The organism is Agrobacterium sp. RC10-4-1 (genome assembly GCF_014138475.1).
Classification (GTDB): Bacteria; Pseudomonadota; Alphaproteobacteria; order Rhizobiales; family Rhizobiaceae; genus Agrobacterium; species Agrobacterium pusense.
Genome location: NZ_JACJIT010000004.1, coordinates 245187 through 260936 on the forward strand (window position 1 = coordinate 245187; position 15750 = coordinate 260936).

Below are 15750 nucleotides of genomic sequence, written 5' to 3' on the forward strand. Positions count from 1 at the left end.
GGCATGGCGCATTGGCCATGCCGGGCTTGATGAGTGCCAATCAGGACAAACAATTCTTCAGCGACCCGGCGATACCGCGCATCAGCTTGAAGTAAAGCTCCGGGCCTGGCTCCAGCGTTGCCGCTTCCGGATCAAGCGTAGCCGACTTCGCTGCCGTACCTTCGGTGATGACCGAGACCAGCTTAGGCTCGAATTGCGGTTCGGCAAAAACGCAGGTCGCGCCGAGCTGGCGAACCTTTTCTTGCATCTGTTTGACGCGATCCGCGCCCGGCAGGGTTTCGGGGCTGACGGTGATCGATCCCGCCGTCTTCACGCCATAGCGATGTTCGAAATATTGGTAGGCGTCGTGGAAGACAATGAACGGCTTGTCCTTCACCGGCTGAACCGTTTTGGCCAGTTCGGCGTCAAGTGTATCGAGATCATCGATCAGTTTCTTTGTGTTGGACTGATAGATCGCGGCATTGCCGGGATCGGCCGCGATCAGCGCGGTTTCGATTGCCTGGGCCATGGCCTTGGCATTGGCGGGGTCAAGCCAGAGATGTGTGTCATAGGTGCCATGCTCATGGTCGTCGTGGCTCTCACCGTCGTGACCGGCGTGACCGCCTCCGTCATGCTCGTGACCATGCTCGTGCGCGTCCGGCTTTTCGGCATGACCGTCATTCGCCTCATGGCCTTCTTCACCATGATCATGCGCTTCAAAGGGCCCCCCTTCACGGAAGGGCAGCTTTTCCAGCCCCTTGGCATCTTCCAGTTCCACAACAGTCGCCTTGGCGGCCAGCGCTTCCAGCGGCTTCTCCAGAAATGCTTCCAGTCCGGGACCCACCCAGAAAACCACATCCGCCGTTTCGAGCTTGCGTGCATTCGACGGACGGAGATTATAGGTATGCGGCGAGGCCGCGCCATCGACGATGAGCTGTGGTTCCCCGACACCTTGCATGATGGCCGCAACGAGGGAGTGGACGGGCTTGATCGACACCACGACCTCGGGTGCAGCGGTGGCGCCCGAAGCGGCGACCGCGATTGCCATGGAGGCCGCGAGCGGGATCAGGATCGATTTCATGAAATGCACTCCACTTGAAGAACGTTAGTTATGTTATTACATTTATTGCGTAACTCTATAACGTATGCGATAGCGGTAAGCAACATCGCCAAACGGACAATCCCATGCTTCATTCCGCCCATCCGGGTAACGAGATACTGGTCTCCCTTGCCAATGCCGGCGTCCAGCGCAACGGCCGCTGGCTGGTGCGCGGCGTGGAGTTTTCCGTCAGCAAGGGCGAGATCGTCACACTGATCGGGCCGAACGGATCAGGCAAGTCCACGAGCGCGAAAATGGCGATTGGTGTCGTCAAACCAACCGAGGGGGTGGTTACCCGCAAGGCTGGTCTGAAAGTGGGTTATGTGCCGCAGAAGCTTTCGGTCGACTGGACAATGCCGCTTTCGGTGCGCCGACTGATGACACTGACAGGACCGCTCGCTGCCCGCGAAATAGACGCCGCTCTGAATGCGACCGGTATCGCGCATCTTGCCAATGCCGAGGTGCAGCATCTGTCCGGTGGCGAGTTCCAACGCGCGCTTCTTGCCCGCGCCATTGCCCGCAAGCCCGACCTTCTGGTTCTTGACGAACCCGTGCAGGGGGTGGACTTCTCCGGCGAGATCGCGCTTTATGATCTGATAAAAAATATCAGGAATTCAAATAATTGCGGAATTCTGTTAATCTCGCATGATCTGCATGTAGTGATGGCGGAAACCGATACGGTGATATGCCTCAACGGCCATGTCTGCTGCCGCGGCACACCGCAGGCGGTGAGCCAGAGTCCGGAATATATGCGCCTGTTTGGCGGCGCGGCGGCGAAGGGGCTGGCCGTCTACAGTCACCATCATGATCACACCCATTTGCCGGACGGCCGGGTGCAACATGCGGATGGCACGGTGACGGACCATTGCCACCCCGAGGATGGTCACCATCACGGGCATGATCTTCATCATGACCACGGGCATGACCATCATGACCACGGCCACCGCCACGATGATCATGGAGAATGCGGCTGCGGCCATGAACGTGACGACGACGCCCACCTTAACCAGCGGCAGGGAGAACGCCATGTTTGACGATTTCTTCGTCCGCGCCATGGTCGCCGGCATTGGGGTTGCATTGACAGCCGGTCCGCTTGGCTGCTTTGTCGTCTGGCGGCGCATGGCCTATTTTGGCGATACCATGGCCCATTCGGCGCTTCTGGGTGTTGCCCTGTCTCTGCTGCTGCAGCTGAACCTCATTGTCAGCGTGTTTCTGGTCGCGTCGGCCGTGTCGCTCCTTTTGATTTTCCTGCAACGGCGGCAGGCGCTGTCCGCCGATGCGCTGCTGGGCATCCTGTCCCACTCCGCATTGGCGATCGGCCTTGTCATCGTTGCCTTCATGAGCTGGGTCCGCATCGATCTCGTCTCGTTCCTGTTCGGCGACATTCTCGCCGTCACCCGCAGCGATATTGCACTGATCTGGGGCGGCGGACTGGTTGTCATCGTCTCCATGGTGTTCCTGTGGCGATCGCTGCTTGCCTCCACCGTCAATACGGAGCTGGCGGAAGCCGAGGGGCTGAAACCGGAACGGGCGAAATTGATCTTCACGTTGCTGATGGCGCTGGTGATCGCCATCGCGATGAAGGTGGTCGGTATCATGCTCATCACATCGCTGCTCATCATACCGGCTGCGACCGCCAGACGTTTCTCCGCTACACCGGAGGTAATGGCGGTGGTGGCTTCGCTGATCGGTGCGGTTGCCGTTGTTGGCGGCCTCTTCGGATCGCTCACCTATGATACACCGTCCGGTCCATCCATCGTGGTTGCCGCGGTGATCCTCTTCGTTATAAGCCTGTTGCCGGCGCCGGGTTTGTCCCGCTCCGCGGATGAAGGAGGCAAGTCATGAATGCGCAGACCCAGCAGAACCTCACCAAGAACCAGTCGCTGGTCATGAACGCCCTTTCAAACGCGCATCAGCCGCTCAGCGCCTATATGATCCTCGACAAGTTGCGCGATGATGGTTTCCGCGCGCCGCTGCAGGTCTATCGGGCGCTGGAAAAACTGGTGGAATATGGCCTTGTGCACCGGCTGGAGAGCCTTAACGCCTTCGTCGCCTGCACCCATACCCAGGCGGAGTGCTGCTCCAGTCACCATGGCACCGTCGCCTTCGCCATCTGCGAGTCCTGCGGGCAGGTCACGGAATTCCACGATCACGAGATCGATCACCGGCTGGAGCGCTGGGTGAAGGACAGCAAGTTCAAAGCGGAAAAGACCACCATCGAAATCCGCGGTCTTTGCGCCGCCTGCTCGGCCTGACGGACGATGGATGGAATGGGTATTGTTGCCCGCTCCCGATCACCTTTCGATGACCGCCAGATCCTGCGAGAAACGCTTCCAGTTTTCGACGTATTTTTTCGCTGAGCGGCGAATCCCCGCCACGGCGTCGTCATCAAGCGTGCGGATAGCGCGCGCGGGCGAGCCGACGATCAGGGAATTATCCGGAAATTCCTTCCCCTCCGTCACCAGAGCATTGGCGCCGACGAGGCAGTTTCGGCCGATCTTTGCGCCGTTCAGGATCGTCGCGCCCATGCCGATCAACGAATTATCGCCGATGGTACAGCCATGCACGATAGCGTGGTGGCCAATGGTGCACATTTCGCCGATCGTTGCGGCAAAGCCGGGATCGCTGTGAACCATCACGCCTTCCTGAATATTGGTGCCGCGCCCGACGATGATCGGCTCATTGTCTCCACGCAGCGTTGCACCGAACCAAATGCCGACGTCTTCGCCGAGCGTGACTGAGCCAATGACATTGGCGTCGGGAGCGATCCAGTAGCGATCCGCTGCAGGCGTTTGCGGCACACGGTCGGCAAGGCGGTAAAGCGGCATGTCGATGTCCTCCCTTATGTTCGTGCGTCAGACGACCGTCACCGACAGTGTGCCGACACCCTCGACGCCGCATTCTATGCGGTCACCGCGAACGATTGGACCAACGCCAGCCGGCGTGCCGGTCATGATGACGTCGCCAGCGGCAAGGGTGAACAGCTTGGAAAGCTCGGCAATCACTTCCGGCACCTTCCAGATCATCTGGGCGAGATCGCCCGTCTGCTTGCGCTCGCCATTGACGTCGAGCCAGATCGCGCCGGTTGCGGGATGCCCGATCCTGTCCGCTGGGACGACGGGGGACACCGGCGCGGAATATTCGAAGGCCTTCGCGCCCTCCCAGGAACGTCCCATCTTCTTCAGCCCGTCCTGCAGGTCGCGGCGCGTCATGTCGATACCGACGGCGTAACCCCAGACATGGTTCAGCGCTTCCGACGCCGGAATATCCGCTCGGCCGCTTTTCAGCACCACGACGCACTCAACTTCGTAATGCACATTCGATGAGAGCGACGGATAGGGAAAATCCTGTCCTGCGGGCAGCAGGTTGTCCGGGTTCTTCTGAAAATAGAAGGGCGGCTCGCGCGAGGGGTCGTGGCCCATCTCAATGGCGTGATCGGCATAATTGCGGCCGACACAATAGACCCGCCGTACAGGGAACAGATCGCTCGTGCCTTCGACGGGCAGGAGAACGGGCTTCGGGGCAGGGATGACGGTAGCGGCCATGTGGATTTCCTGTCGTCTTTTAGGGTGCAATTCTTGTCCCGCGATTCCGGCGCGATTTCCAGTTCAAAATTGCCTCGCCTGCAAAACTGGCTTTTTACGGTCCTTTGCTGTAGAAGCCGGCGCAAAGAGGTTAATCCATGTACAGACAAGCGCTTGCAAGCGGCGAAAAAATCTTCGCCGTGGCCCCCATGATCGACTGGACCGATACGAGGTGCAGGTTTCTGCACCGGCAATTGTCGAAGCGTGCGCTGCTTTACACCGAAATGATCGTTGCCGACGCCATCATCCATGGCCAGCGTGACAGGCTGCTCGGTTATCACCCTCAGGAACACCCCGTCGCGTTGCAGCTCGGCGGGTCTGATCCGGCCAAGCTTGCCGAAGCGGTGCGGATCGCCGGGGACTACGGTTATGATGAAATCAATCTGAATGTTGGCTGTCCCTCGGATCGGGTGCAATCCGGCACCTTCGGCGCTTGCCTGATGCGCGAGCCTGATGTGGTGGCGCAATGTGTGGCCGCAATGAAGGCTGCCGCCAGTGGGCCGGTTACCGTGAAATGCCGGATCGGGGTGGATGAGCAGGAGCCGGAAGCGGTTCTGCCTGATTTTCTGAAGAGGGTTGTTGCGGCGGGTGCGGACGCGGTCTGGGTTCACGCGCGCAAAGCCTGGCTGCAAGGGCTTTCGCCGAAGGAAAACCGCGAAGTGCCGCCGCTCGATTATGACCTCGTCTATCGCATGAAGCGGGAAAATCCTGACGTCTTTATCGGCATCAACGGCGGCATCGCCGATCTCGATCAGGCGAGCGGACATCTCCAGCATATGGATGGCGTGATGCTCGGCCGGGCTGCCTATCACAACACCTCCATCCTTGCCGACGTCGACCATCGCATCTATGGCGAGGAGGCCCGCCACCCGGACTGGATGGCGTTGCGTGACGCGATGATGGCCTATGCCGCCGATTATATCGCCGCGGGCGGACGTCTCAACCACGTCACCCGCCATATGGTCGGACTGTTTCAGGGCATGCCCGGCGCGCGCCGTTTCCGGCAAATCCTCTCCAGCGATGCCACGAGGCCCGGGGCAGGGCCGGAGGTCATCGAGGCCGCTTTCGCCAGCATCGATGTCAGCACCACGAAAGACATGGCGGGCTGAAAGCGCTCAGACCGCCTTTTGCAGTTCCTGCGCACCATTAGGCGCATTGACCTTGCCGCCGGTAATGAAGAAAGCGAAAACATCGCGCGGGGTCTTCTCAACCTTCCGATCCGGCGCGATCAGCGGCAGATCGTCCGGCACACCGCCACTGGCATAGGTCTTTACCCGCTCAGCCCAGTGCGCGATCTCTTTTTTCGGGTAACAGGTCTCGATGTCGTCCTCGCCCTTCTGCAGGCGGCAATAAACGAAATCGGCCGTTACGTCAGGCAGCATCGGATAATCATGATGGTCAGCGCAGACGACGGCGACCTTGTGCCTGGCAAGAAGTTCGATGAATTCGGGAACCTGGAATGTCGGGTTGCGCACCTCCACGACATGGCGAAGAGTGAGCCCGTCCTGCTTTTCGGGCAGCAGCGCCAGAAATGCACCGAAATCCTCCGCATCGAATTTCTTCGTGGGCGCAAACTGCCAGAGGATGGGACCGAGATGGGACCCGAGTTCCGTCAGCCCCTGCGTCAGGAACTTCGTCATCGACTCACCTGCCTCGGCCAGAACCCTGCGGTTGGTGACAAAGCGGCTTGCCTTTAGGGAAAACACGAAGTCCTCGGGCACTTCGGATGCCCATTTCGCAAAGGTCTCCGGTTTCTGGCTGCTGTAATAGGTGCCGTTCACCTCGATTGCCGTGAGCTGCCGGCTGGCGTGTTCCAGCTGGCGTTTTTTCGGCAGTTTTTCGGGATAAAAAGTGCCTTCCCAGGGCTCGAAGGTCCAGCCGCCGATACCGGTGCGGATCGTGCCTGATGTCGACATATCTAGTTCCTCCTCCGGCCTTCGGCCTTTCGAACCTTTGCGACGAAAGCTGCGGCTTACTCCGCAGCCTCCCGTTTTCCGGCCGGCCGGCGCTCCAGAAGCTCCTTCAGGAAGTGGCCGGTATAGGAACGCTCCACCTTGACGATGTCTTCCGGCGTGCCCGTGGCCACCACTTCGCCGCCGCCCGTGCCGCCTTCAGGCCCGATATCGATGATCCAGTCCGCCGTCTTGATGACTTCGAGATTATGCTCGATCACCACCACGGAATTGCCCTGTTCCACCAGCGCATGCAGCATTTCGAGCAGCTTGTTGACGTCGTGGAAATGCAGGCCCGTCGTCGGCTCGTCGAGAATATAGAGCGTGCGGCCCGTCGAGCGCTTCGACAGTTCCTTGGCGAGCTTGACGCGCTGCGCCTCGCCGCCTGAAAGCGTATTGGCCTGCTGTCCGACCTTGATGTAACCGAGGCCGACATCGAAGAGCGATTGCAGCTTGTCGCGCACGGCGGGAACGGCGGCGAAAAATTCGACGCCCTCCTCAACCGTCATATCCAGCACGTCGGCGATGGATTTGCCCTTGAAGGTGACGTCCAGCGTCTCGCGGTTATAACGCTTGCCGTGGCAGACGTCGCAGGTGACGTAGACGTCAGGCAGGAAGTGCATCTCGATCTTGATCACCCCGTCGCCCTGGCAGGCCTCGCAGCGGCCACCCTTGACGTTGAAGGAGAAACGGCCGGGCGCGTAACCACGAGCCTTGGCTTCCGGCAGGCCGGCGAACCAGTCACGGATCGGCGTAAAGGCGCCGGTATAGGTGGCCGGGTTGGAGCGCGGCGTGCGTCCGATCGGCGACTGGTCGATATCGATCACCTTGTCGATGAATTCGAAACCATCGATGCGGTCGTGTTCGGCCGGGATTTCACGCGCGCCCATGACCCTGCGCGCCGCCGATTTATAGAGCGTCTCGATCAGGAAGGTGGATTTGCCGCCACCCGAAACCCCGGTTACGGCCGTGAAAACACCGAGCGGCACAGCGGCCGTGACATTCTTCAGGTTGTTGCCGCGTGCGCCGAAAACCTTGATCTCGCGGCCCTTCTTGGGTTTGCGGCGCTCAGCCGGCACGGCAACGCCGAGTTCACCGGAGAGATATTTGCCGGTCAGCGATTTCGGATTGGCCATCACTTCCTGCGGGGATCCTTCGGCAATCACCTGGCCGCCGTGAATACCGGCCGCCGGGCCGATATCGACCACATAATCCGCCGTCAGAATGGCGTCCTCATCATGTTCGACCACGATGACGGTGTTGCCGATATCGCGCAGATGTTTGAGCGTATCCAGCAGGCGCGCATTGTCGCGCTGGTGCAGGCCGATCGAGGGCTCATCGAGAACGTAGAGAACGCCGGTGAGGCCAGAGCCGATCTGCGAGGCCAGACGGATACGCTGGCTCTCCCCGCCCGACAGCGTGCCCGAATTGCGCGACAGGCTGAGATAATCCAGCCCTACATCGTTGAGGAATCGCAGGCGTTCGCGGATTTCCTTGAGAATACGGACGGCAATTTCATTCTGCTTCGCGTTCAGGCTTTCCGGCAGCACCTCAAACCAGTCGCGCGCCGTCCGGATCGACATTTCGGTGACTTCACCGATATGCAGCTTGTTGATCTTGACCGCCAGCGCCTCCGGCTTCAGGCGGTAACCGGCGCAGGCCGGGCAGGGGGCTGCCGACATATAGCGCTCGATTTCCTCGCGCGCCCAGGCGCTGTCTGTCTCTTTCCAGCGCCGCTCCAGATTGGGCACGATGCCTTCGAAGTTCTTGACTGTCTTGTAGGAGCGGGCGCCGTCCTGGTAATTGAACTCGATCTTGTCGTCAGTGCCCTGAAGAATGGCGTGCTGCGCCTCCTTCGAAAGATCGGACCACTTGCTCGAAAGCTTGAATCCGAAGGCTTTGCCGAGCGCTTCCAGCGTCTGGTTGTAATAGGGCGACGATGATTTTGCCCAGGGAGCAATGGCCCCGTCACGCAGGGTACGGGCCGGCTCCGGCACGATCAGGTTCTCATCCACCTTCTGCTGCGAGCCAAGGCCATCGCAGCTGGGGCAGGCGCCGAAGGGGTTGTTGAAGGAGAAGAGACGCGGTTCGATTTCCGGAATGGTGAAGCCGGAAACGGGGCAGGCGAATTTTTCCGAAAACAGCACCCGCTCATGGGTCTCGTTGAGAGACTTGTTGGCGGAACCACCGGCGGCTGTCTCTTCGGGCGGCAGGGGCCTGTCGGCAAATTCGGCAATTGCCAGACCATCGGCAAGCTTGAGGCAGGTCTCGAGACTGTCGGCAAGACGCGCGGCCATATCCGGGCGCACGACGGCGCGGTCAACCACCACGTCAATGTCGTGTTTGTACTTCTTGTCGAGAGCAGGAACGTCGGCGATCTCGTAGAACTGGCCGTCCACCTTGACGCGCTGGAAGCCCTTCTTCATCAGCTCGGCAAGTTCTTTCTTGTACTCGCCTTTGCGGCCGCGCACGATCGGCGCGAGGATGTAAAGACGCGTGCCTTCCTCGAAAGCGAGGATGCGGTCGACCATCTGGCTGACCGTCTGGCTTTCAATCGGCAGGCCCGTGGCCGGCGAATAGGGGACACCGACACGCGCGAAGAGAAGGCGCATATAGTCGTAGATCTCGGTGACCGTGCCGACCGTGGAGCGCGGGTTGCGCGAGGTGGTCTTCTGTTCGATGGAGATTGCCGGCGACAGGCCCTCGATCTGGTCGACATCCGGCTTCTGCATCATTTCGAGGAACTGGCGCGCATAGGCCGAGAGGCTTTCGACATAACGGCGCTGGCCTTCGGCGTAGATCGTATCGAAGGCGAGCGACGACTTGCCTGAGCCGGAAAGCCCGGTCATGACGATCAGCTTGTTGCGTGGCAGATCGAGATCGATACCCTTGAGATTGTGTTCACGGGCACCACGGATGGAAATCGTCTTCAGTTCACTCATGACAAGGCTCGGACAAAAATAACAGGCTGGATGGCGGCGCGTCCTTATGTAGTGACGCAGCCGGACGTGTCGAGGTCTATTCCCTATCGGTCGCAGCTTTTCACGATGCTTGACTCGAAATCTGCAATTCAATAGAACAAAAAAGGAACGAATTGCAAGCGCGAATGTCTGCCCCCACAGCTTAAGATTATTCTTTGTGGATAGTTCCATGCTTGCGGTGCCCTTTGCGGGCGGCGGCAGCTATTGTGTGCCGAATTTTTTGAAATGCAATTGCCGGTCATGATGGCCGGCGGACAGGATGACGAGATGGCTGGTAGCGTAAACAAGGTAATTCTGATCGGAAACGTGGGCGCTGATCCCGAAATCCGCCGGACGCAGGATGGCCGACCCATCGCCAACCTGCGCATCGCCACCTCGGAGACCTGGCGGGACCGCAACAGCGGCGAGCGCAAGGAGAAGACCGAGTGGCACACGGTCGTCGTCTTTAACGAAGGCCTGTGCAAGGTCGTCGAGCAATATGTGAAGAAGGGCGCCAAGCTCTATATCGAAGGCCAGTTGCAGACCCGCAAATGGCAGGACCAGACCGGTAACGACCGTTACTCCACCGAAATCGTGCTGCAGGGCTTCAACTCCACGCTGACCATGCTCGATGGTCGCGGTGAGGGCGGCGGCCGTAGCGGCGGCGGCGACTTCGGCGGCGGTAATGATTATGGCAGTGGCGGCGGCTCCAGCTATGGCGGCGGTTACGACCAGCAGTCCTCCTCGCGCGGCGGTTCTTCCCGTGGTGGCAACCAGCCTTCGGGCGGATTCTCCAACGACATGGATGACGATATCCCGTTCTGATCGGACCGGGGACGAAGAAACGTGTGACAGGAGGTGAGCTTGACTGACGAAACCCTGCAGCCAAAACAGCCCGCCACCTGGCGCATCATCCTCGCTTTTTTTCTCGACTTCTGGACGGCGTTTTTCGCCGCCGGATTTCTTGTCGCGACGGTAGCGGGAGGGCGAACGCCCGAAGGTTTTGCCCTCAACGGTGCGCCCGCCTTTATCGCCTTCGTGCTGATCATTGCCTATTTTGTGGTGCTCGGGCGGTTCTTCGGTGGCACACTGTGGCAGCGCCTTTTAAAGGCGAGACGCTGACATCGGGCCTTGCCGTTTTTTTAAGAGAAGAACACTTCGACGCCCGGGGCAATTTATGCCGCGACTTTGTCGGCCAGCATCGCCACCATGACATCGGATTGCGACACGATGCCGACCATCTTACCCTTGGCGTCGATGACAGGCAGATAATGCAATCCTTCCTCCGCAAAGTGGATGATTGCTTCCTCGATCGGTGTTTCCGGCCGCACGGTTTTAACGGGCGATGTCATGATGTCCTTCACCGTATCGTTGGGGGCACTTGCGCCTGACAGGATGAGGCGAAGCCGCTGCAGGAAACCGATTGAGGGACGACCGTTTCTCCAGCTCGCCTTTTCCAGAAAGTCTGTCTGGGTGACGATGCCGACGATTTCGGCGCAGTCATTGGTGACAGGCAACGCCTTGAAATGATGGCTTTGCATCAGGGCATGCGCGTGGCGCAGGCTGTCATCAGGGGCGACGCCGACCACATCCCGGGACATGACACTTTCGCAATCGAGATGCAGCGCGCGACGCCGGTAGGAGCGCAACTCTGTCTTCCGCAGGATGGTTTCCAGCGCATCGCGGTCGATATCGATGAACTCGTCATATTCCTTCAGCACGTCGTCGAGATCGGTGGAGGAAAAGCCGATTTTCTGGATGGGTGTCGGATCGGCTGTCCCGTGCGCGGCCTTGCCAAGCTTCAGACCGTGTGGATAGGCGCGGCCGGTGGCATTGTTGTAAGCGACGGCCAGGGCAAGAAGGATCAGCGAATTTCCGGCGACCGGCCACAGCAGGAAACCATAGCCGAGGCCATGTATGGCAGGGCCGCCCAGAACGGCAGTCAGCGCCACCGCACCGCTCGGCGGATGCAGGCAGCGCAGCGCCATCATGGCGGCGATGGCCAGGCTGATGGCGAGCGCGCTTGCGAGGAACGGATCCGCAACCAGCAGCGCCACCGTCACCCCGACAAAAGCCGAGACGAAATTCCCGCACAGGATCGACCAGGGCTGCGCCAGCGGGCTGGAGGGTACGGCGAACAACAGCACGGCCGAAGCCCCCATCGGCGCGATCATGGCGGGCAGCGTGGGATCGAAACGAAGAGCGAAACTGGCGAGAATGCCAGTCAGCAGTATGCCTACGAAGGCGCCTGTGGCGGAGCGGAGCCTTTCCCTGTTGCTGACGGGTGCGGCATCGGGAATGATGCGGCGCAGCGTGGAACGCATGGAGATAACTTTCGAATCCGAAATGACACGCGTCTTTTAGCCGAAGCGCCAGCTGAATTTAAGGGAGGATTTTCCGGCATTTCAGCGGTGGGCAGGAATTTATTGCGTTGGTGTCGCGCAGGAACGGCTCAGAAAGCGAATGCGGATTTGATCCCGTCGACCACGAATTGCACCGACAGTGCAGCCAGCAGCACGCCGAGAAGCCGGGTAAGGATGGCGCGGCCGGTATTGCCGAGAAAGCGGTCCATCCGTTCCGAGACGATCAAGGCCGCGTAAACGAGAGCCATCGCGAAAGCGAGGATAAGGATGAGCACCACCATCTCGACCGTGGTCTTCATTGAGCCGGCAAGCAGAACGGTGGCGGAAATAGCACCTGGCCCGGCAATCAACGGCAGGGCCAGCGGGAAGACCGCGAGATTGTGGAGATGGTCCTTGGTAATGGCGATTTCCGAGGTCTTTTCCTTGCGCTCCTGGCGCTTTTCGAAAATCATTTCAAAGGCGATCCAGAACAGCAGAAGGCCGCCGGCGATGCGGAAGGCGCCCAGCGAAATACCGAGCAGACTGAGGATTGCGAGGCCGAAGAGGGCAAAGACGGCAAGGATACCGAAAGCGATGATGGAGCCGCGCAACGCCACCTGGCTGCGCTGGTCACGGGTCATTCCGGCAGTCAGCGCCAGAAAGACGGGCGCAAGCCCAGGCGGATCGAGTGTGACCAGAAGTGTGGTAAGCGCATTGATGAGCGTTTCGCTGCTGGCCATTCTTTCCCCGTTGGTTTTGTTTTTAGGCCGGAGCCTACGCAAGTCGCGGGCACTTTGAAAGAGAGCGCCACGCATTTGGGCGGCTAAATCGTGAAAAGCGGCGTTCGTCTTGCAAATGACGCAAAAGCCTGTTCAAAACTCGCCGGGAAATTGGCTTAACGTGGCTGTTTCCGCTATAAAAATCCATCCGATTCTTAACAGAGAATGTGATCCGTTTTGACTGACCAGAGCCCCCCCGGCGGCGGAAAGCTTCCGCCAGGCATTGAACCGATTTCCATCATGGAGGAAATGCAGCGGTCGTATCTCGATTACGCCATGAGCGTTATCGTGTCCCGCGCGCTTCCCGATGTGCGAGACGGCCTGAAGCCGGTTCATCGCCGTATTCTGTACGGCATGTCCGAACTCGGCATCGACTGGAACAAGAAATACGTCAAATGCGCCCGCGTAACCGGGGACGTGATGGGTAAATTCCATCCGCACGGCAACTCGGCAATCTATGACGCGCTGGCGCGTATGGCGCAGGACTGGTCGCTCCGCCTGCCGCTGATCGACGGCCAGGGCAACTTCGGCTCCATCGACGGTGATCCGCCGGCCGCTGAACGTTATACCGAATGCCGTCTGGATAAGGCCGCGCATTCGCTGCTTGACGATCTCGACAAGGAAACGGTCGATTTCCGTGACAACTATGACGGCACCTTGCAGGAGCCGGTCGTCATTCCGGCCAAGTTCCCGAACCTGCTGGTCAACGGGGCAGGCGGCATCGCGGTCGGCATGGCCACGAACATCCCGCCGCATAACCTGTCAGAGGTTATCGATGGCTGTATCGCCCTGATCGACAATCCGGCGATCGAGCTGCCGGAACTGATGCAGATCATTCCGGGCCCTGATTTCCCGACCGGTGCGCTGATCATGGGCCGTTCCGGCATCCGCTCGGCTTACGAAACGGGCCGCGGATCGGTCATCATGCGTGGCCGCGCGACAATCGAGCCGATGCGTGGCGACCGCGAGCAGATCATCATCACCGAAGTTCCCTATCAGGTGAACAAGGCGTCGATGATCGAAAAAATGGCTGAGTTGGTAAAGGAAAAGCGCATCGAGGGCATTTCCGACCTGCGCGACGAATCCGACCGCCAGGGTTATCGCGTCGTCATCGAATTGAAGCGCGACGCCAATGCAGACGTCATCCTGAACCAGCTTTACCGCTACACACCGCTGCAGACCTCGTTTGGCTGCAACATGGTGGCGCTGAACGGCGGCAAGCCCGAGCAGATGACGCTGCTCGACATGTTGCGTGCATTCGTGTCCTTCCGCGAAGATGTCGTCAGCCGTCGCACGAAGTATCTGCTGCGCAAGGCGCGCGAGCGGGCGCATGTGTTGGTCGGTCTGGCGATTTCCGTCGCAAATATCGATGAGGTCATCCGCGTCATCCGGCATGCTCCCGATCCGGCTTCGGCCCGAGAAGAACTGATGACGCGTCGCTGGCCTGCACAGGATGTGGAAAGCCTGATCCGCCTTATCGATGATCCGCGCCACCGCATCAACGAAGACGGGACTTACAACCTTTCCGAGGAACAGGCGCGCGCCATTCTCGAATTGCGCCTCGCACGTCTTACAGCGCTCGGCCGCGATGAAATTGGCGACGAGCTGAACAAGATCGGCGCTGAGATCAGCGAATATCTGGAAATCCTGTCATCGCGCCTGCGCATCATGCAGATCGTCAAGGACGAGCTTTCCGCCGTCCGCGACGAATTCGGCACGCCGCGTCGCTCCGAGATCGTCGAGGGCGGTCCCGATATGGACGATGAAGACCTCATCGCCCGCGAAGACATGGTCGTGACCGTTTCGCATCTCGGTTACATCAAGCGCGTGCCGCTGACGACGTATCGTGCACAGCGTCGCGGCGGCAAGGGTCGCTCCGGCATGGCAACGCGCGATGAGGATTTCGTCAACCGTCTGTTCGTCGCCAACACCCACACGCCGGTCCTGTTCTTCTCCTCGCGTGGCATCGTCTACAAGGAAAAGGTCTGGCGTCTGCCGATCGGCACGCCGCAGTCCAAGGGCAAGGCCCTTATCAACATGCTGCCGCTGGAACCCGGCGAGCGCATCACCACCATCATGCCGTTGCCCGAGGACGAAACGACCTGGGAAACGCTTGACGTGATGTTCTCGACGACGCGCGGCACGGTTCGCCGCAACAAGCTCGGCGATTTCGTACAGGTCAACCGCAACGGCAAGATCGCCATGAAGCTGGACGAGGAGGGCGATGAAATCCTCTCCGTCGAAACCTGTACGGACCGCGACGATGTGCTGCTGACGACCGCGCTCGGCCAGTGCATCCGCTTCCCCGTGGACGATGTACGCGTCTTTGCCGGCCGCAATTCCGTCGGCGTGCGCGGCATCAACCTGGCCGAAGGCGACCGCATCATCTCCATGACCATTGTGGGCCATGTGGAAGCGGAGCCGTGGGAGCGTGCGGCTTACCTCAAGCGCTCGGCTGCCGAACGGCGTGCCGCAGGCGTGGATGAGGACGATATCGCGCTCGTCGGTGAGGAAGTAACGGAAGAGGGCGAACTCAGTGAGGAGCGCTACCAGGAACTGAAGGCGCGCGAAGAATTCGTGCTGACGGTTTCCGTGAAGGGCTTCGGCAAGCGTTCATCGTCTTACGATTTCCGCACTTCAGGCCGCGGCGGCAAGGGCATCCGCGCCACCGATACCGCGAAGACGTCGGAGATCGGTGAACTTGTTGCGGCCTTCCCGGTGGAAGAAGGCGACCAGATCATGCTGGTTTCCGATGGCGGACAGCTCATCCGTGTGCCTGTGAACGGCATCCGCATCGCCAGCCGCGCGACCAAGGGTGTGACAATCTTCTCGACCGCGAAGGATGAGAAGGTGGTTTCCGTGGAGCGCATCAACGAGCCTGAAGGCGACGACGAGGCTGAAAATGGCAATGGCGAGGAGGCGGATGACAATCTGCCGACCACGCCGGAGGCACCGGAAAGCGAGGCGTAAGCCGCCTCGTTTTTCACATCAGGATCAACAAAAACCCCGCGGTGCCTGTGCGCCGCGGGGTTTTTCTTTGGGTTTCCGTCTGGTG

14 protein-coding genes are annotated in these 15750 nt (G+C 59.9%); 7 read left to right on the top strand and 7 right to left on the bottom strand.

Annotation, left to right across the window (positions count from 1 at the left end):
• Positions 1-40: 40 nt before the first annotated feature.
• Positions 41-1060 (bottom strand): zinc ABC transporter substrate-binding protein ZnuA, encoded by a 1020-nt coding sequence (gene znuA / locus FHW77_RS12815; RefSeq protein ID WP_004441699.1) that lies wholly within the window; start codon positions 1058-1060, stop codon positions 41-43.
• A gap of 104 nt (positions 1061-1164) precedes the next feature.
• Here znuA and znuC point away from each other — a divergent pair, with 104 nt between their 5' ends.
• Genes znuC through zur form a run of 3 tightly spaced genes read left to right on the top strand, consistent with a single transcriptional unit; the run spans position 1165 to position 3333 of the window.
• On the top strand, positions 1165-2112 hold the full coding sequence (gene znuC / locus FHW77_RS12820; RefSeq protein ID WP_004441701.1) for a zinc ABC transporter ATP-binding protein ZnuC: 948 nt from the start codon (positions 1165-1167) through the stop codon (positions 2110-2112).
• Positions 2105-2923 carry a zinc ABC transporter permease subunit ZnuB gene (gene znuB / locus FHW77_RS12825; RefSeq protein WP_004441703.1) on the top strand — a complete coding sequence of 273 codons (819 nt, stop codon included), beginning with the start codon at positions 2105-2107 and terminating at the stop codon, positions 2921-2923. Before znuC ends, znuB begins: the two co-directional genes overlap by 8 nt.
• Entirely contained in the window at positions 2920-3333 is a 414-nt protein-coding gene (zur, locus tag FHW77_RS12830; RefSeq protein WP_004441705.1) for a zinc uptake transcriptional repressor Zur, read from the top strand. Before znuB ends, zur begins: the two co-directional genes overlap by 4 nt.
• 39 nt (positions 3334-3372) lie before the next feature.
• Here zur and FHW77_RS12835 read toward each other — a convergent pair whose 3' ends face one another.
• Both FHW77_RS12835 and FHW77_RS12840 read right to left on the bottom strand, forming a co-directional pair.
• Positions 3373-3906, bottom strand: coding sequence for a gamma carbonic anhydrase family protein (locus FHW77_RS12835; RefSeq protein WP_004441707.1), 534 nt, complete (start codon positions 3904-3906; stop codon positions 3373-3375).
• A 27-nt stretch (positions 3907-3933) separates the two neighbouring features.
• Positions 3934-4623 carry a fumarylacetoacetate hydrolase family protein gene (locus FHW77_RS12840; RefSeq protein WP_004441710.1) on the bottom strand — a complete coding sequence of 230 codons (690 nt, stop codon included), beginning with the start codon at positions 4621-4623 and terminating at the stop codon, positions 3934-3936.
• Positions 4624-4760: 137 nt separating this feature from the next.
• Here FHW77_RS12840 and dusA point away from each other — a divergent pair, with 137 nt between their 5' ends.
• Entirely contained in the window at positions 4761-5771 is a 1011-nt protein-coding gene (gene dusA, locus FHW77_RS12845; RefSeq protein ID WP_004441712.1) for a tRNA dihydrouridine(20/20a) synthase DusA, read from the top strand.
• Between the two features lie 6 nt (positions 5772-5777).
• Here dusA and FHW77_RS12850 read toward each other — a convergent pair whose 3' ends face one another.
• Both FHW77_RS12850 and uvrA read right to left on the bottom strand, forming a co-directional pair.
• A complete protein-coding gene (locus FHW77_RS12850) occupies positions 5778-6578 on the bottom strand; it encodes a DUF72 domain-containing protein (protein ID WP_004441715.1) in 801 nt (266 codons plus the stop codon).
• A gap of 56 nt (positions 6579-6634) precedes the next feature.
• Positions 6635-9556: an excinuclease ABC subunit UvrA gene (uvrA, locus tag FHW77_RS12855; RefSeq protein ID WP_004441722.1), complete on the bottom strand. Its 2922-nt coding sequence runs from the start codon at positions 9554-9556 to the stop codon at positions 6635-6637.
• Positions 9557-9820: 264 nt separating this feature from the next.
• Between uvrA and FHW77_RS12860 the strand changes: the two genes are divergently transcribed.
• Positions 9821-10399, top strand: a complete 579-nt coding sequence (locus FHW77_RS12860) for a single-stranded DNA-binding protein (protein WP_048902810.1) — start codon at positions 9821-9823, stop codon at positions 10397-10399.
• 33 nt (positions 10400-10432) lie between these two features.
• Entirely contained in the window at positions 10433-10696 is a 264-nt protein-coding gene (locus tag FHW77_RS12865; RefSeq protein WP_234882499.1) for a hypothetical protein, read from the top strand.
• Between the two features lie 53 nt (positions 10697-10749).
• Here the strand turns inward: FHW77_RS12865 and FHW77_RS12870 are convergent, their stop codons facing one another.
• On the bottom strand, positions 10750-11898 hold the full coding sequence (locus tag FHW77_RS12870; protein WP_004441729.1) for a CBS domain-containing protein: 1149 nt from the start codon (positions 11896-11898) through the stop codon (positions 10750-10752).
• 128 nt (positions 11899-12026) lie between these two features.
• A complete protein-coding gene (locus FHW77_RS12875; protein ID WP_004441730.1) occupies positions 12027-12656 on the bottom strand; it encodes a MarC family protein in 630 nt (209 codons plus the stop codon).
• Between the two features lie 216 nt (positions 12657-12872).
• Between FHW77_RS12875 and gyrA the strand changes: the two genes are divergently transcribed.
• A complete protein-coding gene (gene gyrA / locus FHW77_RS12880) occupies positions 12873-15665 on the top strand; it encodes a DNA gyrase subunit A (protein WP_004441736.1) in 2793 nt (930 codons plus the stop codon).
• Positions 15666-15750: the final 85 nt, after the last annotated feature.